This is a genomic window from Aporhodopirellula rubra, assembly GCF_014192335.1.
Taxonomy (GTDB): domain Bacteria; phylum Planctomycetota; class Planctomycetia; order Pirellulales; family Pirellulaceae; genus Rhodopirellula; species Rhodopirellula rubra.
This window is the reverse complement of sequence record NZ_JACHXU010000027.1, coordinates 63,980-84,417: the sequence shown is the minus strand read 5'-3', so window position 1 is coordinate 84,417 and position 20,438 is coordinate 63,980. Positions and strand designations below refer to the sequence as shown.

Below are 20,438 nucleotides of genomic sequence, written 5' to 3'. Positions count from 1 at the left end.
CCGGCTTCCCTCCTCCCAATCCTCTTCTCTTCGCCCTGGGAACAATCCAATGAAACGTCAACGCCTCGGATTCACGTTGGTCGAACTGCTGGTCGTGATCTCCATCATCGGAGTTCTACTCGCTTTAACGACCGCCGCAGTACAAGCGGCCAGAGAACGTGCTCGACAATTGCAGTGCTCTAACAACCTGCGACAATTCGGATTGGCGGGCACCCTCCACGAGTCGTCCAAAGGTCAGTTTCCCGGGTACGTCCAAGACTTCGGATTTTTCGCCGGCGGCGTCGACCCATCGAGCGAAGTCGGTGCCACCGTCGAGTCGCACCGCAAGATAGGAACGTGGGGCGTCGCCTTGCTGCCTTACTTGGAAGCGTTACCAACCTATGAACGTTGGACCGAAGATCGCTATCCGATTTTGTCTGACGGCTCCGACGCCACGAACGGTGCGTTTGAAGGAAATGGATTTCATCCGTACGCGGCGGCGAACTTGGCAATTTTCCAGTGCCCCAGCAATCCGGTGGTGTCCGGATCGAACGGCAAAAACGGCTACGTGTCAAACAATGGCATGTGTCACCTTCGTCCAGACGGGTCCACCATCGCGGGCGTGAGTTTTTTGACCTCCCAATCCCGCACCAACGGTATCGGCAATTCCAAGTACAACATCTCGAGCGTCCGCGCGTCTGATGGCGTCGGTGTATCCGTGTCGCAAGGACCGAGAGTTCGGCTCGACGACATCAAAGACGGTGCCGGCAATACCATCCTGTACACCGAAAACGTCCAAGCGTTCCCGTGGCATCGCGCTGGATTGATTAACGGCAGTGATCTCAAATCAAGCACACTGCCGAATTCCTACGATGTTCCTTTCGACGCCAACATCACACCGAAAATCGAAGCCGCCCGATACATCCACGGTGTTGTGTGGCACTATGAAGATCACGCCGCCGGTGCCGCCACAACTCCCACCTGGAATTCCAGTGTGGGCGAAGCCCCCATCGCGGTCCATTCGCTTCACCGCATCAACGGAGGCGGGACGGGGTCAGGAAGCACGTCGCAGGATATGTTTGTCAAAGTCGTTTCCAATATGCGAGATGCCCGCGATCTCGCCCGTCCGTCATCGGCACACAACGACGGTGTGAACGCCGTGATGGCCAGCGGCGCGATCCGGTACATCATGGATTCGATCGACTACCGGGTCTACCAAGCGATGCTGACTCCCCAAGGCAAACAGAGCGACGTGCCTTGGAACGAGTTCGTCGTCACGGACCAAGTCGATCGCTGATTCTCGGTAACCAAACCACGCCTGATCCAGACGACGCCATCCAACGGCGACCTCACACGACAGTCGCAGTGTTATTGCTGCGACTGTGTTATTGCTGCGACAATCGCCAACCGGTCGAAGGGTTTGTTAACGCTCTCAACCTTCGACCGATCGGATCCCCAGTTTGGCTTCCATCTCCTCCAACGGCACCCCCTTCGTTTCAGGAACCATTGTGGCAACCCAAAGGAGTTGCAGCACCATCATGAAACAGAAGAAGCCGAACACGAACGACGGTGGAAAATTACCGATGAACCACGGGAAGACCGTCGTCAGCAGTGCGGCAAATATCCAGTGAGTGAAACTGCCGAGCGATTGCCCGGCGGCACGATGTCGGTTCGGAAAGATCTCTGAAATGAGAACCCAGATCACCGCTCCCTGGCCAACCGCGTGAGCACCAATGAAGGCAAAGATCCCGAGCATCACCAGGGTTCCGCCGAAACCTGACTCGTCACTCGCTTGTGACATTGCGGTATCGGCCAAGGCGACGACGGTCTGGGAACTTTCAGTGCCGGTAAACTCGACCGGATCACCTTCGAATTCCGGTGACTGCGACGCGGTAACGAGCGCCGCTTTGGACTCATCGATATCGGATTGAAACTTGGCCAAATCGGATTCGTTTCGCACTGGCAACGCATCGGCTTTTTCATACGCAGCAATCGATCCTTTGACAGCGATCGCGGAGTTTGCAACCTGGAACTGTGGAGCAAACGCAAAAAACACCCAGGCACATAACCCGAGTGACGCGATATATCCGAACGATCCAATGTACAGCAACGTTCGGCGTCCGAGCCGATCGATCAAATACAAACCGATGAACGTAAACAGCAAATTGATCACACCGATGCCAATCGATTGGATCAAGGCGGCCTGTTGCCCCAATCCGGTCATCTCAAAAATTCGCGGTGCGAAATACAGAATTGCGTTGATGCCGGAAAGCTGGTTAAAGAACGCGACTAAGAAGGCGAGCAAAATTGGGATTCGCAAACGCGTTGTCCAAAACGGCTCTGACGCTGTTTTCTCGTCCGCGGAGTCTTGAATCCGCCGCACCAATCTCTCCACCTCCTCATCGGTCAAATCCGGATTGGCCAATCGGATCACGCGCCGTGCCTCCGTTTCATCGCCGCGTCGGGAGATCAACCAACGGGGGCTTTCAGGCAATCTCAAACACATCAACGAATAGATCAACGCGGGAATGGCTTCGACGCCGAGCATCCATCGCCACGCGTTCTCGCCGATTCCTGCGAGCAGCGCGTTGGATGCGAACGCGACCAAGATCCCAAAGACGATATTGAATTGAAACATCCCCGCGAGCCGACCACGCCGAGCGGGCGGCGATATTTCCGAGATGTAAAGTGGCGCCGCGACGGTCGAGATACCGACCCCGATCCCACCGATCAGTCGGGCGATCATGAACGAATAAACGTCCGTCGCAAGAGCTGACCAGATCGCGGAAACGAGATACAAAATCCCGATCCAAAGCAACGTTGACTTACGACCGAACCGATCCGTCGGCCAACCGCCGACCAGCGATCCGATGACCGTTCCCCACAACGCCATGCTCATCGCGAGCCCATGCTGCGCGTGACCGAGCGACCACAACGATTGAATCGTTTTCTCGGCTCCCGAGATAACGACGGTATCGAAACCGAACAAAAAACCGGCGAGGGCAGACGTTAACGCCCACAGAAACAAACGACTCGGCATATCAATTCATCCATCACAGCGAGACAAGCCTATACACATACGACGCCAACTTAACGGCATGCGAGGCGCAATGACACTCCGCCAACGCGATCTAGAACTGAAAGTACACAAATGGCCGGAAACCGCGTGGGGCGTAGAGCAGGAGACTCCAAATCATCATCGCCGTTGCCACACCGCTGTACCACGCGTCAGGCGGCAGTCGCATGCAACGTCGCAATCGTGTTGTCCAAACCGCGTGCTCGATCACCATGATGGCGATCATCAAAAGCGTCAGTGGCGGCAACCAAACGATTCGTGCCGTTTCACCCAACGCCCCCACTCCATCTGTCGCTGCCCCGCTCATCGCTGATACGTCCATCGCTGATCCATCAATCGCCACCGACAGCCAAGGCATCCACAAACGCTGATACACTTGCATCGCCGTCGTCCAATCGGGACTGCGAAACAAGACCCATCCCATCAGCACAACGATCATCACCAAAAACCAACGCACCACACGAGATCGAATGACACGTGGAAGCCTCGACGCGGCTCGACGATATCGCTCGATAACCAGCGCGGCCCCGTGCCACAGCCCCCACAACACGTAGGTCACTGCGGCACCATGCCACAGTCCACCAAGGGTCATTGTGATCATCAGATTTCGCTGCGTCGCGAATGACGACCCACGAGATCCCCCCAAAGGGATGTAGAGATAATCGCGCAGCCAAGTCGAAAGCGTGATGTGCCAACGACGCCAAAACTCGGACATCGACGTCGCGAGATAGGGATGCCGAAAATTGACCGGGAAACGATACCCAAGCATTTTGGCGATCCCAATCGCCATGTCGCTGTAGCCCGAGAAGTCATAGTAGATCTGTCCCGCGTAGGCGATCACCGCGATCCACACGCTCACGCTGCTATACAGCTCCACTCCCGCAAAAACCACGTCGACGGTCTCGGCCAAACGATCGGCGATCAAGATTTTTTTCACCGCACCGCGTAGCAATTGCTGAAAACCGCCATACATCATCCGCCGGCGAAACTCAGGAACTTCGGCGAGTTGAGGCAATAGGTTGGTTGCACGCACGATCGGCCCGGCAACCAATTGCGGGAAGAACGCAACGTAGAGAGCGAAATCTAACAGGCTGGACGTCGGGCGCAGTTTGCCACGATAGACATCAATCGTGTAACTGAGCGTCTGAAACGTGAAGAAAGAAATGCCGACAGGCAAGATCACGTTCAGCGTGCCCGCGTGACTGCCAAGCGACTCGATCAACGGACGGGCCGTGTCGAGGAAGAAGTTGAAATACTTGAAGAAGCCAAGCATCCCCAGGTTGACCATCAAACTGACGATCAACCATCCTTTTCGCCGATGTGGCGAAGTACACGACGCCATTCGGCGAGCGACGAAGAAATCGACCAGCGTCGAAATCAACAACAGCCCACAGAAACGATAGTCCCAGTAGGCATAAAAATAGTAACTCGCCGCCAGCAAGAAACCGTTGCGTATCCGGCGATCGTTCGCCCCCGCCGTCCAGGCTACAACCAGGACGACGCATAAGAAGATGAGAAATTCAGCTTGAGCGAAATTCAACGGTTAGCTTTCCGGTCCTTATTCGCGGAAGTAGTCCGCGTAAACGTCGACTTCCTGTTGAGCCTGTTCGGGGCGACGTGCAACGCCTGAATCACCCAGGGAATCGGCGTGGCTGTGCGTTTCCGTATCACCCTGTGCGAACGTGGCCTGCAGAATACCACGCGGCCCTTGGGCCGTGTGACTAGCCGAGTCGTCTTCAAAGGGGTCATTCAATTCATCGAACGCACGACCGGGACGGTCGAAGTTGTTCGAAGGCAATGGCAGCGTCGGCGGGTTGGGCATGTCGCGCCGGATCGTCGTGCGTGGTGCAGGTTGAGCCGGCATCACGGGTGCGGCAGGATGAACATGAGGAACCGGTTGAACGGTCTCTTGCATCGGCGAAATCAACATCGGCTCTTGCTCGATGTAAGTTTCGGACATGTGACCGACGGTATGCGAGCACGTCGCACATTGGCAATCTGGTTTGGCCCGTCGCGGCATGCTGCATCGATGTGTGACCAATTTTTCAATTCCTCCGGCAACCTTATCGAGCATGCAGTGCAGTGGACCTGCCTTGCTCCATTTGGCTTTGGCGAGCAGGCCTTTCTCTGGACCGAGGAGTTCACCACAACCTCCCGTTTCGAACCCACATGCCGGCTCGCAACCGCATGCCGGTTCCAAACCACAGGATGGCTCAAGACCACAAGAGGGTTCGAACCCGCACGATGGTTCGCATCCGCAAACAGGTTCGTTGCAGGAGCACACCGGCTCCGCGCCGCAGACAGGTTCCGCGCCGCAGACTGGTTCGGCACCGCAAACTGGCTCCACGCCACAAACCGGTTCGGTCCCACATGCGGGTTCGGCCCAAACGCCCTGAGCGGTCGCTCGCCCAGAACACGCGACCACAATCACGCAAGCAACGATCGCTGGCGTGGTGGAAGGGAGTCTCGTCAGATTGAATCTCAGTTTGCGGCTCATCGCGGTTACCATCATCGTGTTATGGTCTCATTCGTTAAAACGGAGTACGCGAAACTTCTTCGCTACCGCATTGCTTATCGACGACGCAGGATCGCTAAGACCAAAACAATCGGAAGGAAACACAAAGGCGACGCAAATTGCCTAGGATGCCGAACCCCAAACAATCATCGATTGTCAAACCCGGAGCGACCGACGATGATGTGTCGCCGCGTTGCTCTCCCTTAGCCCCTGCGTTTCTCAGCGAAAACGAAACTCATGACATCTCCCGCCGCCTCGTCCTCCGTAGACGCGTCGCCCGCCGACGCACCGAGCGATCAGAAAAACGCGTCCCCGTTGCATGCCACAGCGTTGCAGAACGATCCCCGGATCGCTGAGGCTAAACGTCTGATCGCCGAGGCGGTTCGAGAACATGCAGATGGGCTGGACCGCGTCGCGTCGGCCAACGCTCAACTCGGCGACTCGTATGAAACAATCACGGCGGAGTACGTTCGGGCTCGAGGCGGTCCACCTTTGTGGCCCTATTTTGCGTCGGGGCTCGGCAACGGCCCCTATGTGGAGCTAGCCGACGGAAGCGTCAAATTGGATTTCATTGGTGGAATCGGCGTTCACGGGTGCGGGCACTCTCACCCCTCGATCATTGACGCGGGCATTGATGCGGCGATCGAAGACACCGTGATGCAGGGCAACCTGCAACAGAACGTGCCGAGCGTCCAAATGCTGAGCAGGCTGCTCTCGCTCGCGAGCCAGACGGGTGCCCCGTTGGAGCACGGCCTGTTGTCGACCAGTGGCGCGATGGCCAACGAGAACGCGCTCAAACTGGCGTTTCACCATGCCCAACCGGCCAACCGCGTGATCGCGTTTGACAACGCCTTCGCCGGGCGATCGATCGCTCTGGCGGCACTGACGGATCGGCCCAGCTATCGCGACGGCATCCCGCTCGCCATTCAAGTCGATTACCTTCCGTTTCTCGACCCGCATGCTCCCGAACGTTCGACGCGTTGGGCGGTTAACGAGCTGAAACGCCTGCTCGCCCGATATCCCAAGAAGCACGCCGCGTTCTGGGCCGAGCCGATTGCGGGCGAAGGCGGCTATTACGCGGGCAGCCACGATTTTTTCGCGGCGTTATGCGGACCGCTTCGAGAAGCCGGGATTCCGATCATTTTCGACGAAATCCAAACGTTCTCCCGAACGAGCAAGCCGTTCGCGTTCCAACACTACGGGCTCGAATCGTTCGCCGACATTGTCACCGTGGGCAAAATCACTCAGGTATGCGCGACCCTGTATCGCAAGGAATTCCATCCCACCTCCCCGATTTTGAGCCAGACATTCACGGGCTCGACCTCGTCGATTCGAACCGGTCTGGCGACACTCGATCAGCTCGAATCACGCGGCTGTTTCGGCGCCGATGGCGCGAATATGGCCAACCATCAGTATTTCGCCACTCAGCTCGAGCAGCTCGCGGCGAAGCATGACGGTTTGATTCGGGGCCCTTATGGCGAAGGGATGATGATCGGCTTTACCCCCGGCGACGGATCGCTCGACCAAGCGAAATTGTTGATGGGGATCCTTTACGACCTCGGTCTGCTCGGTTTCCTCTGCGGGGCAGCACCGGTTCGGATGCGTTTCCTTCCCCCACCGGCGATCACCACAACCGCCCACATTGATGCGGCGATCGCGTTGCTCGACCAAGGCCTGACCCAAATGAAAGCAAAATTGGGTTAGGAGAGCTGTTCGGAAGGGGAAATTTTTGCGAAGCAGGCATTTCTGGGCTGAATCTCCGGTTGAGGGGTTTTGGGCGGACCACTAAGATTCCCCACATGAAATACAGTCAACTCGATCGCATCACCCTACTCGAACCCGGCCAAAAGCTGGTTGGCGAGCGCACGTTGGCCGCGGATGAGGAGTACCTCCAAGACCATTTCCCACGCTTCCCGGTCATGCCCGGTGTGATGATGCTCGAGGCGTTGCACCAGGCCGCGGTCTGGTTAATTCGCATGTCTCCGGACTTCGACAGCGCCCTGGTTTTGGTACGGGAAGTCCGCAACGTCAAATTCGGCGATTTCCTCTCGCCGGGCGAAACGCTGACGATCGAAGCCGAGATTTCCAAGACCGACGGGCCGATGACCACGGTGAAGGCCATCGCACGAAAAGGTGACCGCACAACGGTGGCCGCTCGTCTGATTTTAGAAAGCTGCTCTAGTGGCGATCCTGAGCATCTTGATACCGACACCGACCTCAAACGTCTCGCTCGCGAGCAATTTTTCCAACTTTACGGCGATTGCCCTCCTGTAGCTGCCCTCGTGCAACCAGGGGAAAACACCTCGCCAACCATGACCCCCTAATACTTTTTTAGTTAAACCAAGAATAGGAACGCACGATGTCGCTGTCACAAGACGAAATTTTTGAAAAGGTGCAAGCCGCGCTGGTCGATGCTCTCGGAGTAGACGAAGACGAAGCGACCCGCGACGCCACCCTCGTTGGTGACCTCGGTGCCGAATCGATCGACTTTCTCGATATCGTTTTCAAACTCGAAAAATCATTCGACATCCAAATCCCTCGCGAAGAACTGTCGCCTGAAGACATCTTGACTAACAGCCAATACGTCCAAGACGGCGTGGTCACGGCCGACGGAATGACCGAACTGAAAACCCGGATGCCATGGGCCGACCTGTCGAAATTCGAAGAAAACCCACGAGTTCAAGACTTCGGCAACCTGCTCACCGTAGGTGACCTGTGCAGCTACGTCGGCAGCAAGGTCAACGCTTAATCTTATGCGTTGGTTCTGGGTCGATCGTTTCACCGAATTCGTCAGCGGTTCGCATGCCAGCGGCATCAAGAACGTTGCGCTCGACGAGGAAGTCCTCGACGGATACAGTCTGGGATTCCCCGTGCTGCCGCCGACGTTGATCATTGAGGGACTCGCTCAGGTGGGTGGAATTCTCGTTCACGAGCATTTCCAATTCACCAAACGCGTGGTCTTGGCTAAGGTCGGAACGGTAAAATACCATGCACCTGCAAAACCCGGCGACACTCTGAACTACCATGTCCGGCTCGGTCGGACGCAAGGTCTCGGGGCGATCGTTAGCGGAACAAGCCACTGCAACGGCGAGTTGCAGGCTGAAGTCGACCTGATGTTTGCATTTTTAGAAGAGGGGCATCTCGTTGATGGGCCTCTATTCAATCCCGGTGACCTCCGGGCGATGCTGCGACTGATGAACTTTTTTCATGTCGCGGTCACCGCCGAAGGCAAACCGATTCCTTACTACAAAAACCTTTGAGCGTCCATGTCGTCGCGTCGCCGAGTCGTCGTTACTGGGATCGGAATGATCAACCCCATGGGTTGGGATGTCACGACGGTCTGGTCCGGTCTGAAAGAAGGTCAAAGCGGTGTTGCTCCGACAACACTTTTTGATGCAACCGGGTTCCCCACCCGGATCAGCGCCGAAATCAAAAACTGGGATATCACCAAAGCAGTCGACGACGGCGAGCAACACGTTCGCCGGGGACGCCACACCCAATTCGCAATCGCCGCGGCAACGCAAGCGATCGAAGACAGCGGCGTGCTCGACGCGATCTCGGATCCGGTTCGTTTCGGCGTTTACCTCGGCAGCGGTGAAGGTAACCAGGACTTCGGCACGTTCAGCCGCATGATGACCGCCGCGTTGTCGTCGGGCGACTACGATCCGAAACGGTTCATCGCCGCAGGAATCGATTTGCTCGATCCCGCCAAAGAACTCGAACAAGAACCGAACATGCCGGCCGCGCACCTGGCATCGCGTTTTAACGCGCAAGGCCCCAACTTCAACTGCCTCACCGCTTGTGCGGCTAGCAGCCAAGCCGTTGGTGAAGCGACTGAAATCATCCGTCGTGGCGAAGCCGATGCGATGCTCGCCGGTGGCACACACAGCATGATCCACCCGTTCGGCGTGACCGGATTCAATCTGCTCACCGCGCTGTCGGAAAGCAACGACGAGCCAACCAAGGCGAGCCGTCCGTTTGATGCCGGACGCAACGGGTTCGTGCTCGGCGAAGGTGCCGCCATGGTCATCCTCGAAGAACTCGAATCAGCCAAAGCACGTGGCGCCACCATCTATGGCGAAGTCGCCGGCTACGGCACGACAGCCGATGCGTACCGAATTACTGACATTCCACCGGACGGACACGGCGGCATCGCTGCAATGCGAATGGCAATCGCCGACGCCGGCCTGGCACCCGCTGATATCAACTACGTCAACGCGCACGGCACCAGCACCAAGGTTAACGACCGCGTCGAAACCAAGGCCTGCCGCGAAGTCTTCGGCGAACGGGCGCTGCAAACCCCCGTCAGCAGCACCAAGAGCATGATGGGGCACCTCATCGCGGCGGCGGGTGTGACCGAAATGATCGTGTGCCTCATGGCTCTTCGTGACGGCGTTCTGCCGCCAACGATCAACTACGAGTCGCCGGATCCTGACTGCGATCTCGACTACGTGCCCAACGAAGCTCGCGAAGCGGACCTCAAGAATGTCCTCAACAACAGCTTCGGCTTCGGTGGCCAGAACGTGACCCTCTGCCTCAGCCGATTCAACGGCTAGACGGGAAACGTTTAGAACGTTTCCTTAAAGACGCGGGCTGACGAGCGTTAGCAACGTTCGCAGAAAGCGATGCACCGTCTCGCGATTGTGGCAAACGCCTATGCGCCCGCCTCTCCGGTTCACCCTCGTTCTGGACGCAACGTAATTCTACGCCGTGCATCCGGTTGCTCCGGGAACTGCAACGAGGTCGCACAGTGGAATCCGCGCAACCACGTTCTTTCCTATCGTTCCCGGTCGATGCCGCGTTGCGAATGTCCAAACCGTGCCCGGCTCCGCAACCGGTGCCAGCCTCGTCAGCCAACGCCCCTCAACAAAACGTGACGATATCACGCTGGCTGTCACATTCCACGCATCTTCACTCACGACCGTCACTTGATCATTGCCAACGGACTGATCGGTGATCTCAACGCTCTCTGGACGTAGCACTAGGAACGACGTTTCATCGCAACCGGGTAACGATTGCAGGATTGCCTCGTAGCTGCTCGCAAACACTGAACGAAGCCACCTCAGCGGAATCAGATTTGCAGGCGGAGTTCCAATAGCCTTGGCGACTTCTAGAGAGCAGGGCGACCGATAGATTGATTCCGGGGTGCCTGACTGCAGGACCCGCCCACTCCCGAGCACGACGATCCGATCCGCCAACCGCATCGCCTCTTCCCCGTCATGCGTGACGTGCAAGATGGACGTTTGCGATAACGAACTCCCGCGATCCCTTGGATAGTCCGCCAACAAAGCAATCAAGTCTTCACGCAACATCATGTCGATTGCCGACAAAGGCTCATCGAGCAAACAAACAGCCGGTTGACGCAACAACGCTTTCACCAACGCCGCCCGCCGCAATTGCCCACCACTGACTTCGTCTGGACGTCGTTCGAGCAGCCCATCGATGCCCAAACGACGTGCCAGCTCAGACATAACGTCGTTGCCACTTGACTTCACCGGAGACCGGTCCATTGCGATACGAAGGTTTTGTCGCAACGTCCAATGTGGGTAAAGACGGTCGTCTTGAAATAGAAACGCAACATCACGGTCTTTCGGTGCCACACGCCCGAGCGACTGCAACGCGAACTCAACCGTACCGGCATCCAGTGGCACAAGGCCCGCGATGATCTGCAGCAGCGTGCTCTTGCCGCACCCGCTAGGCCCCAACACGACGACGTACTCCCCTTCGGAAACACTCAGGTCCAACCCGTCGAGAACACGTTCGCCGTCGAACGATTTGCTCACACCCCGCAACTTCAAATTCGGCGCAGCAATTGGTTCCTCATCTTTCACGGTGTTCACGCCGACAATAACCGGTCGAACAACCGACGGTTTGACTTCCGAGTCTCTTCACATCGCTGAACGATCTCGCTGGGGTTGGACATTTCCAGCAACACTGCCAACTGTTTCATTTCAAGCGTGTTGACGCCACCATCTGTCGACAGTGGTAACTCGTGTCGTGACGCAGTTCCGATCAACCTCAACTTCGCCTCGAGTGTTCGCAAGAAGCGATAGTTTTCAATCAGCGTATCGACGTCCGATCGATCATAAACGCCCGCGTCCGCGAGATCGCCGAGTGCAGCGACGATCCCGGTCGAGATGTGTGGGGAACCGGGTTTCGACGACTTCAACACTCCCGCCGCAACAATGCACTGTACATCCACCGTGCCGCCGACTCCCCGTTTCAGATTTCCGGGTGTGGCGGTCGATTCACTGCGGTGACGAAGAGCCTTCATTTCTGCAAAATGGCTGTCACGCCAAGGCGTCTGCTCGATTGCCTTTCGGATCGCGTCAGAGGCAAGTTGCAAGGCACGCCGTGATCCCGCACAAGGGCGAGCCTGACACAACGAAACACGTTGCCATAGCGGTGCCCCGCCATGCCGAAACGGTTTCGAAAATTGTTGAATCGAATGCGTCAGCACGGTTTCATCCGCACCGCGTGCGAACGGCATATCGATTTCGTAGAGCCGATCCGTTTCGGAATCGATTTTACGAATCACGCTCTGGGCCAACTGGTTAAAGAACTGCCGGTTCGAGAGAGTCGTCCGAGGGCCGCCGACGCGACGCCGCGTCTCACCTTCAGCGGTGTAGAGGAACGTCAGATCGAGGTCGCTGTGATAATTCGGTTCACGGCCACCGAATTTACCGAGCGCGACGGCGACCATCTCGACCGGTTCACCGTCGCTATCGATCGGGTCGCCGAATCGCGCCGCCAACCTTTCCTGCTCGCTCTCGATCACCCGCCGCAGACACGCCTCAGCGGTATGACTGAGTGCTTCTCCGATCGCATCCACAGACTCCTTACCGAGGAAGTCGCGGACGCCAATCATCAGATGACAACTGGCCTTAAATGTCTGCAAAATCGGCTGCAGGTCGTCGGCGGATTGGCACAACCGGATCGTTTGCATGTCGAGCCTCTCGGCACTCGGCAACCGATCCATGATCAATGAATCCACGAGTTCGTCGATCATTCCAGGATTCTCAATCAGAATCCCGGTGAGATAGGGCGCGAGCGAACATAACCGGATCATTAACGATAAGGTCGCGTGGTTGGTGCCGAGCAGTTCCCACAGAGTCGCCTTTGCCCCGATCGAACCGGTCACCTCGACCAACCGCGCGAGAGTCTTGTCGGGCGCGGGAGTCGTCGACATTTCTCGCAACAATGCAGGAGCCACTCCCGCAAAGAAATGCCGGCACCGACGCGGCGATAGAAACGAAACCGTCTCGTGACTCAGCGCCGAAAGATTGTCGATCGCTCGATCGATTTCTTTAAACCCATGCCCCTTCAAAACTTCGCGATAGGTGTCTAGATCCGGATCAGGATCCAAAATCAGCTCGGTTTCGATTTCGACGGCGTCGACATCATCGCTATCAATCGATTTGCCCGCATCCGCCCTGGGAAGAATCGCCCCCGACGAAACGACAGGCCGTGCCGCGACGTCTTGAACCATGAGGTGGTTGATGATCTTTCGATTGACTTCGAACGTTTCCGAAAGCAGATGCTCGAACCGCTCACGATCCCCATACGCCAACGCCCCCATTTCGGACTGGGAATCGCTAGGCAAACGAACCCCTAATCGCCACGCTAACCGAGTGCGGACCGCATCGTCGTCGGGTAAGTGCGTGACACGATGATCGAAGAGGACCGCGAGATGGTGCTCCAGACGACACAAACGTGCATGGTTCTCAGACAGAATGGACGCCTCCTGCTGTGTCAAACAACCGTGACGATTCAATGCCGCGATCGCGTCGAGCGTCCCGGTCACGCGGACTTCCGGCAACTCGCCGCCGTGCAGCAACTGCAAGAACTGAATCGTCAGCTCAATGTCCCGTCGTCCACCGGGACAATCCGCAATCGGCGTTCCGTGTTCGGTATCCGCGGACAAGGCACGTTTCTCGAGTTTGCGCCGTAGCACTCGGATGTCCGCGATTTCACTGCGGCTGAGCAAACGGTGATATACCCACGGCTCGATCCGCTGAAGGAACCGTTCACCGAGCTCACGGTCCCCCGCTGCCACACGTGCTTTGACAAAGGCGAGCCGATGGGAGGTTTGGTTCTCTCGCTCGAAATAAGCCGCCGCATCGACAACATCATGGAACTCAACCTGACGAGTGGATGCGTCTCCCGTGCGAGAATAATCGCTCAGACGCTGCGTATCGGTACCAGGAACGTCTTCACCAGGTTGCTGAACGAACCGCAGGTTGATCGACACGACCGGCCCACGGTTGGAACCGAGGAGGCTGATCAGGCCGGAGGCGATTTGACGGTTGAACTTGAGATGGCTCTCGTTCTTTCGATCGATCTGATCGCACAGCAGCAAGAGATCCAGTGGAGAGTCGTAGCCGATCTCCTCACCGCCGTAGTTCCCCAACGCGATGATGGTGTACTTCGGATTCGAACCGTCAATCCGTTGAGGGTAATGCAGTCGCTCGGCGGTCTGTTGGATTGTGAATTCCAGAGACGTCGACAAAACCGCATCTGTGAGATGACTGATTTGCCGGGCCGCACGATCCGGCGGCAACCCGCGGACAAACTCCCCATAGGCGATTCGCAACATCTCACGCCCCGCATAACGCCGGATCGCAACGGCGGCACGAGGGATTGACGCGACGTTTCGCAATTCGGCACCGAGTTCATCGCTGAGGAGTTCACGTGAGGCGGGTCGACCGTCGCTCGCACGCAACAGATCAAAACTCTCCGGGTCCCCGATCAGAAGCTCCGCGACCGCGTTGCTGGTCGACAGCACTTGCAGCAGAGACGGCAACGCCTGAGGATCGCGTTCGAACAACGCCAACAACGAAGTGGGGCTCCGTGACACCTCGACAAAACGGGACAGCCATCGGACGCAATCATCGGGTGAATCGATCGAACCGAGGTGCTCGCGAAGTGCCTTCCAAAGCCCAGCCAGCAAATCCTCGGGCGCACCACTGGCTGCGATCTCGTTGAGCGAGCGGAATGCCCCCGGGACGTCAACGAAAATCGAGTCATCGAGCGGCTGGAAATCGGTCCAAGGGTTGGCTGCGGTCACAATTATCGATCCCCGGGGGCGAGTGGCATCGTCAAGAAAGGCTCAAGGAACATCCCGAACGGGCTCTTCGGTGCGGATTTTTGCAAGCAAAGTCGTCCTGTCATCGTGATCGGGAACTTTCCAAATGCAGGGGGAGTCTAACGGAGCAACGACGAATTTGAGTCGATCCACCCAGATGATCAAAAAATGTTGCCCCGGATCCATTCAAAGTTCGCGAACAACAAGAGTAACAACCACCATGAATCGGAGTTTAGACGGGCGCAAAGGATTGGTGTAGCGGAGTCGATTTTCGTAATGAAACAGCCGCTTTTTTAGATATGTCGCGAAACCTGACCTACTTTTTGACATGCGAGGACGGGGGAACGTCAAGAGCATGAAAAGACCAGACGTTGAGGCGAGTGGGCGGAATCCATCAGGTGTTGCGTGGATGCAACATCACGATGAGTGGACACCACACGTCACGCCGCATTCATCCCATCCCCACAGGTGAGATATCTTACCTAACCTCTTTCGTGACAACAGCTTGCAATGATTTATGCTTTGCCCCAATCGTCTGATGGCACTGACAGTGCTTGGTTCCTTCCCTCGAACCGCTTTGAGAATCAACCGGGAACCGAGGAAAGCTTGATGGGCAAAAAATTCAGCAGCCGCAGTTTGCAGGATGACGCATTCGACGCCGAAGACTCCGTCTCCCGCCGGTCACGCACCATGGGCCAAGACTTCGCCGACGCGATCTCCGAGGAATCCGACCTCGCGATCATGTCCGAAGAAGACCTGCTCGCCCGCCGGGAAGAGATCCCCAACGACCCGACCGAAGACCCGGTTCGCATGTACCTGATGCAAATGGGCCAGATCCCCTTGCTGACTCGCGACCAGGAAGTCTCCGCGGCCGTCCAAATCGAAGCCACCCGCGAGCGTTATCGGCATTGCATGATGGCGACCGATTTCATGCTGCAGGCAGCACTCAAACTGCTGCAACAGGTCCGTGACAAGCAACTGCGATTGGACCGCACGATCGAAGTCAGCGTAACGAACGCGTCTGAGAAAAAGGCGATCATGAAACGGATCGTCCCCAACACCCGAACTCTGGGACATCTGCTCGCACAAAACCGCGGCGACTACCTGGTCGCGGTCAACAAATCACAACCGATGCGTCGGCGTCGTGCGGCATGGCGCAACCTCGTCATCCGCCGCAACAAAGCAGTTCGGTTGGTCGAAGAGATGAACCTGCGGACCAATAAACTGCAGCCGATTTTCGAAAAATTGCGTCGCAGTGCACTCCGCATGACCGAGATCCGTCAGATCCTCGCCGAACCGCAAAAGCTCGCTCTGGCGGGAATGCCGACGGCCGAAGAATTGCGTGGCGAACTGCGTTACCTGATGCGATTGACCTACGAAACTCCCCGCACGCTGCAACGACGCGTTGACCGCTGCGACACGTTGCGTGACGATTACGATGCCGCCAAACGCGTGCTCTCGGCCGGAAACCTTCGCTTGGTTGTGTCCATTGCGAAGAAGTATCGCAACCGTGGGCTGTCGTTCTTGGACCTGATCCAAGAAGGCAACACGGGTCTGATGCGAGCGGTCGATAAATTCGAACATGCCCGCGGATACAAATTCAGCACCTACGCAACATGGTGGATTCGCCAAGCGATCACTCGTGCGATCGCCGACCAGAGCCGCACGATTCGCGTTCCGGTTCACATGATCGACACGATGAACAAGATCCGCCAAATCACGCGTGATCTCGTTCAAGAACACGGCCGCGAACCCACCCCGGAAGAAGTCTGTGCCCGCAGCGGCCTGACGCTCGACGACACCCGCGTGATCCTGAAGATGAGCCGTCAACCGTTGTCGTTGGACCAACCGGTCGGCGATCACGAAGACAGCGCGTTCGGTGAGTTCCTGCAAGACCATCGCGACCAAGACCCGTTGGTGGAAACCAACCGCGAGGCGCTCAAGCGGCAAATCGATTTGGCGATGGAAACCCTGAACTACCGTGAACGCGAAATCCTACGCCTGCGTTACGGCCTCGCCGACGGTTACACCTACACGCTCGAAGAAGTCGGACGCATTTTCCAAGTGACTCGCGAGCGTGTGCGTCAAATCGAAAGCAAAGCGGTTCGTAAACTGCAGCAGCCGTACCGTGCCAAATCGCTGGTCAGTTTCCTCGACGGTGCGGAATTGATGATTTTCGAAGGCAGCGAAGCGATCTAGAAATCCCTTCAGTCATTCACGGCCTGTTTCTAAGTTTACGGGTTCTATGAGCGAGCCGACGACCGCGAGACTACGGTTTCAGCGTCGGCCGTCTGCGGGATTCAGGCAACGCCTGTCCGCTATCTCATCGCGGCTCGGTTCTCCTTTAGAATAAACCAAATTGCGGCGATGTCGGGGCCTCCCCGTTTGCCGACACCGGCGGTGGTGCCTATGCTGAGCATGCGGCGGGGCCGAGGATTCGAGTGCGATCGAAGCCGGCCCGTGCCGCGATTCACCTCTCGTGCTCGCCCCTTCTTGAGATAGCGCCATGCCTTTGTTCGAAATCGAAACCGACGCTCACATTATCATCACATGGGCCGATGACGAATCCTCCGCACAGGAGGTTGTCGACGATGCGTATCCGGAAGACGAAGTGCTGCGGATCACCAAGCGTCCACGTGATTCCTGGGTCATCAGTAAAGGTGCCTTGGGACTGACCGACCGCACACTCGACCCGTGCATGATCGCACGCGATTGCCTCAGCAAATCGGCCGGCGACAAGGTCAACGCGATTCGTTTGTATCGCATGGAAACCGGTTGTGATGTCGATCAAGCTCGCCGAGCCATCGAATCGAACATGGTGATGGGATGGTAACCACGCTCTCCCGAGCGTGGTCCCGATTCGACAATGATGAACGAGCATCTTCGCGGGCACTCCGCCGCGACAATGTGTCGAACGATTGCCCGCAGTCTCCACATCGCCCTGCTAACGATGGAACCGATTTCTTCCATCGTCTATGGACGTTCGCAATCGTTCTATTGCCACTGATCGTCGGTTGCGATGGTTGCCGACTGAGCCAACCTGAAGACGAAGAAGCGAAAAAGCTAGAACAGCAACAGCCCGCCTTCACGTCCCTTGCCGCGAAGGCGTACCCACTGTCCCGACCGGACGCGGGTAACAGCGGTGCACCCGACGGGGCAGTCAAACCGGGGCACTGGACGAGCGCCGAATTTTCGATCCGAAGCAACCGTGAAGACCGCCGCGGTGTCGTGCAAACACGAGCAGAGGTCGGCCGATCCGAAGTTACGTTTGACGGTGAATTCGAACCCGCGGAATTCGAATCCGCCAAATCCACTCTCGTCCGTCGTCCCGCTGTCTTACCTAAAGGCCAACGTCGCCGCCTCGACACGCGTTTGTTGGTCCCCGACCGCGGAAACCAAACGTTCGATGCGATCCGCTTTGGCGGTGAATTCCTGTCGAATGATTCCACCGGACGCCTCGACTTGCCGCCATCTCGTTTCGCCGCGATGCAGGCACAAACGTATTTCTTTGTCATTCTGAGCGATCGCCCCGAAAGGTTTACCCGATTGCAGACCGCGAACTGGGCCAGCCCTTTCCGCAGTGAGCAATCGTTCACACAGAATCGCGACAACTACCGAATCGTTATCCCGCCAACGCAAGGTGTTGTGCCGATCGCCGAAACGGCAATGGATTGGACCTCAACGGCAGTCCTGCTTTGGGATGACGTTCCAGTTACGGCGCTGACCATGGGACAGCGAACGGCGATCCTTGATTGGCTGCACTTCGGCGGCCTCCTCATTGTTAACGGTCCGGCCGGAGTGGACTCACTCTCAGACCGCTCGTTCCGCGACCTCTTACCCATCACTTCGGGCGGCGTTGAAGAACTCAATACGAGCGAGGCCCAACGTTTCGTTCGCTCACACAACATCGACACAGATCTGTCCGTCGCAACCGTCACGTCCGACATTGAAAAAAGCTCGACGCAGGTTGCCGTTGCCGGCGAAAAACGCCCCGGCGCAGTCGAGATCGGTGCCGGCGGATTGCTCGTTGAGCAACGCATTGGACGCGGACGGATCGTGCAGTTTCGCGTTGACCTGATGAGCGATTGGTTAACGTCGTGGCAATCCTACGACAGCTTCGTCAACGCAGCCATTCTCGCCCGCCCTCCACGTGTTTTTCATTTGGGAAATCCGGATGCGGTCACCGGCGGTAATACTGTACCGACACTTCCCAACGATCCGTCGGCCACTTTGTCACCGGACGATCTACAAGCGGAACTGACCGGATTGCCACCGGTGCATCAAACGTTCGTCGGTGTTCAAACCGAAACGGTTCATCCCTCGATCAACACCGGTGTTCGTTTCTTCGCTCGTGATTCAAGAATGCCTGCTCGTATCCCTGACAGTAACGCAAACGAATCGGACACCAACACAAGCGAAAGAAACGCGGACGGCAAAGACGCAACGGATACGGAAACAGCCACCGCGACGCCCGCCTCGAGAGCCTCAGCCCCATTGGCCGCATGGCTCAGCGGTGACCTTTGGGCGCACCCTGTCACAGGGTTGGGCGGCTGGAAAAACGACAGCCCAATGGTTGCGTGGGGACGTGACAAACTGCGCCAGGAAATCGGTGTTTCGATCCCTGACTCGTCTCTCGTGTTCCGCAGCCTGTTGATCTATTTGATTGTTCTTATCCCGGTCAACTACATCGTGTTTCGATTACTGGGACGGTTGGAATGGGCTTGGTTGGCGGTGGTGCCGCTCGCGATTCTCGGCGCATTTTGGGTAGCGAGGGCGGCACAACTGGACGTCGGTTTTGCCCGTAGTCGCAATGAACTCGCGATGCTCGAGTTGCCCAAGGACTACTCACGCGGTCACCTCACCCGCGTAATCGGCTTGTACAACTCGCTGGCCAGCCGTTACCGAGTCGACTTTGCAACCCCTGATGCCGCGATCGAAGTCGTCCGAACGCGGCGTCCACAAAACGACACCGAGACAAACCTGTTCGGCAACATTGAACCCGAACTGCAATTCGGATTCGACGCAGGCCCCTCGCTCGACAACGTTTCGATCGGCAGTAATTCCTACGGAGTCCTCCACGCCGAACAGATGATCGATATCGAAGGCACTATACGAGTACAAGGACGTGCACCGGAGACAGACACATCTTCCGGCGAGGACAATTCCATCGACCAGGCGTCGATCGTTAACGAGTCTTCACTCGAATTACTCGATGCGTTTGTAATCGAACGGACGGGCGACGGAACGACACGCATCGCGAACATGGGCACTCTCGCACCGGGAAGTCGCAAATCGATTCGGTTGCAATCGGAGGGCACCCTCGTTGTCCCCGCAGACTTACCGATGGGGCTGACCGATTGGATGCAGCGGATGCTATCGCCCGGCATCATCCCACCGGGTTCAGCAAGGCTCGTGGCCCGAGTCGAAAAACCTCTCGGCGATCTAACCATCACGCCGGACTGCAAACAGGTGCGGGCCCAAACATTGATATTGGCTCACCTGACCATGCCGCCGCGTCCCCGAGCACTCCCGGATGCCAATCTGGTCAACGATCTGATTCGCAAACCCAAGTAACGCACACCAACGAGAACATCGCCACAACGCACCGACAACCTCGGCTTTCCACCGCGTATCAAGTCAAACATTCAACCGAACATGGTTTTCGGTTCGCAATCACACTGCCTGCTTGCCGTAAACTCAGGAAGACCGACTCGAGTTCGTTACTAACTGAATACGATGCACGGGGCAGGCAAATGCGATGCACGGGAAAGGCAACAACGTTG

14 protein-coding genes are annotated in these 20,438 nt (G+C 57.1%); 9 read left to right on the top strand and 5 right to left on the bottom strand.

All coding sequences use genetic code 11. The annotated features are described in order from the left end of the window. The first annotated feature begins 49 nt into the window (after positions 1-49). Positions 50-1,276 carry a DUF1559 family PulG-like putative transporter gene (locus FHS27_RS26405; RefSeq protein ID WP_184308699.1) on the top strand — a complete coding sequence of 409 codons (1,227 nt, stop codon included), beginning with the start codon at positions 50-52 and terminating at the stop codon, positions 1,274-1,276. Between the two features lie 135 nt (positions 1,277-1,411). Here FHS27_RS26405 and FHS27_RS26400 read toward each other — a convergent pair whose 3' ends face one another. From FHS27_RS26400 to FHS27_RS31225, 3 genes are all read right to left on the bottom strand, one after another. Further along, positions 1,412-3,019: a sugar porter family MFS transporter gene (locus FHS27_RS26400; protein WP_184308697.1), complete on the bottom strand. Its 1,608-nt coding sequence runs from the start codon at positions 3,017-3,019 to the stop codon at positions 1,412-1,414. Between the two features lie 91 nt (positions 3,020-3,110). Further along, positions 3,111-4,595 (bottom strand): MBOAT family O-acyltransferase, encoded by a 1,485-nt coding sequence (locus tag FHS27_RS26395; RefSeq protein ID WP_184308695.1) that lies wholly within the window; start codon positions 4,593-4,595, stop codon positions 3,111-3,113. Between the two features lie 18 nt (positions 4,596-4,613). Beyond that, positions 4,614-5,552, bottom strand: a complete 939-nt coding sequence (locus tag FHS27_RS31225; RefSeq protein ID WP_246420971.1) for a hypothetical protein — start codon at positions 5,550-5,552, stop codon at positions 4,614-4,616. 255 nt (positions 5,553-5,807) lie between these two features. Between FHS27_RS31225 and FHS27_RS26380 the strand changes: the two genes are divergently transcribed. The 5 genes from FHS27_RS26380 to FHS27_RS26360 all read left to right on the top strand — a co-directional run bounded on the left by FHS27_RS26380 (position 5,808) and on the right by FHS27_RS26360 (position 10,126). Continuing rightward, positions 5,808-7,274, top strand: coding sequence for an aminotransferase class III-fold pyridoxal phosphate-dependent enzyme (locus tag FHS27_RS26380; protein ID WP_184308693.1), 1,467 nt, complete (start codon positions 5,808-5,810; stop codon positions 7,272-7,274). Positions 7,275-7,369: 95 nt separating this feature from the next. Next, complete coding sequence (locus FHS27_RS26375; RefSeq protein ID WP_184308691.1) at positions 7,370-7,894, top strand: 3-hydroxyacyl-ACP dehydratase FabZ family protein; 525 nt, start codon at positions 7,370-7,372, stop codon at positions 7,892-7,894. 35 nt (positions 7,895-7,929) lie between these two features. Beyond that, positions 7,930-8,319 (top strand): acyl carrier protein, encoded by a 390-nt coding sequence (locus tag FHS27_RS26370; protein WP_009103371.1) that lies wholly within the window; start codon positions 7,930-7,932, stop codon positions 8,317-8,319. Between the two features lie 4 nt (positions 8,320-8,323). Then, positions 8,324-8,830, top strand: a complete 507-nt coding sequence (locus tag FHS27_RS26365; protein ID WP_009103373.1) for a 3-hydroxyacyl-ACP dehydratase FabZ family protein — start codon at positions 8,324-8,326, stop codon at positions 8,828-8,830. A gap of 6 nt (positions 8,831-8,836) precedes the next feature. Beyond that, on the top strand, positions 8,837-10,126 hold the full coding sequence (locus tag FHS27_RS26360; protein ID WP_184308689.1) for a beta-ketoacyl-[acyl-carrier-protein] synthase family protein: 1,290 nt from the start codon (positions 8,837-8,839) through the stop codon (positions 10,124-10,126). 147 nt (positions 10,127-10,273) lie between these two features. Here the strand turns inward: FHS27_RS26360 and FHS27_RS26355 are convergent, their stop codons facing one another. Beyond that, the gene (locus tag FHS27_RS26355; protein ID WP_315854703.1) at positions 10,274-11,353 is read right to left on the bottom strand and encodes an ABC transporter ATP-binding protein; all 1,080 of its coding nucleotides are present in this window, start codon (positions 11,351-11,353) and stop codon (positions 10,274-10,276) included. Positions 11,354-11,406: 53 nt separating this feature from the next. Then, complete coding sequence (locus FHS27_RS26350) at positions 11,407-14,637, bottom strand: [protein-PII] uridylyltransferase family protein (protein ID WP_184308687.1); 3,231 nt, start codon at positions 14,635-14,637, stop codon at positions 11,407-11,409. A gap of 528 nt (positions 14,638-15,165) precedes the next feature. Between FHS27_RS26350 and FHS27_RS26345 the strand changes: the two genes are divergently transcribed. The 3 genes from FHS27_RS26345 (at position 15,166) to FHS27_RS26335 (ending at position 20,229) form a co-directional block, all read left to right on the top strand. Then, positions 15,166-16,854, top strand: a complete 1,689-nt coding sequence (locus FHS27_RS26345; protein WP_009103382.1) for an RNA polymerase sigma factor RpoD/SigA — start codon at positions 15,166-15,168, stop codon at positions 16,852-16,854. A gap of 307 nt (positions 16,855-17,161) precedes the next feature. Next, positions 17,162-17,488 (top strand): DUF6793 family protein, encoded by a 327-nt coding sequence (locus FHS27_RS26340; RefSeq protein ID WP_009103384.1) that lies wholly within the window; start codon positions 17,162-17,164, stop codon positions 17,486-17,488. Next, the gene (locus FHS27_RS26335) at positions 17,482-20,229 is read left to right on the top strand and encodes a hypothetical protein (protein ID WP_246420969.1); all 2,748 of its coding nucleotides are present in this window, start codon (positions 17,482-17,484) and stop codon (positions 20,227-20,229) included. The genes FHS27_RS26340 and FHS27_RS26335 overlap by 7 nt, the downstream gene beginning before the upstream one ends. The last annotated feature ends 209 nt before the right edge of the window (positions 20,230-20,438 follow it).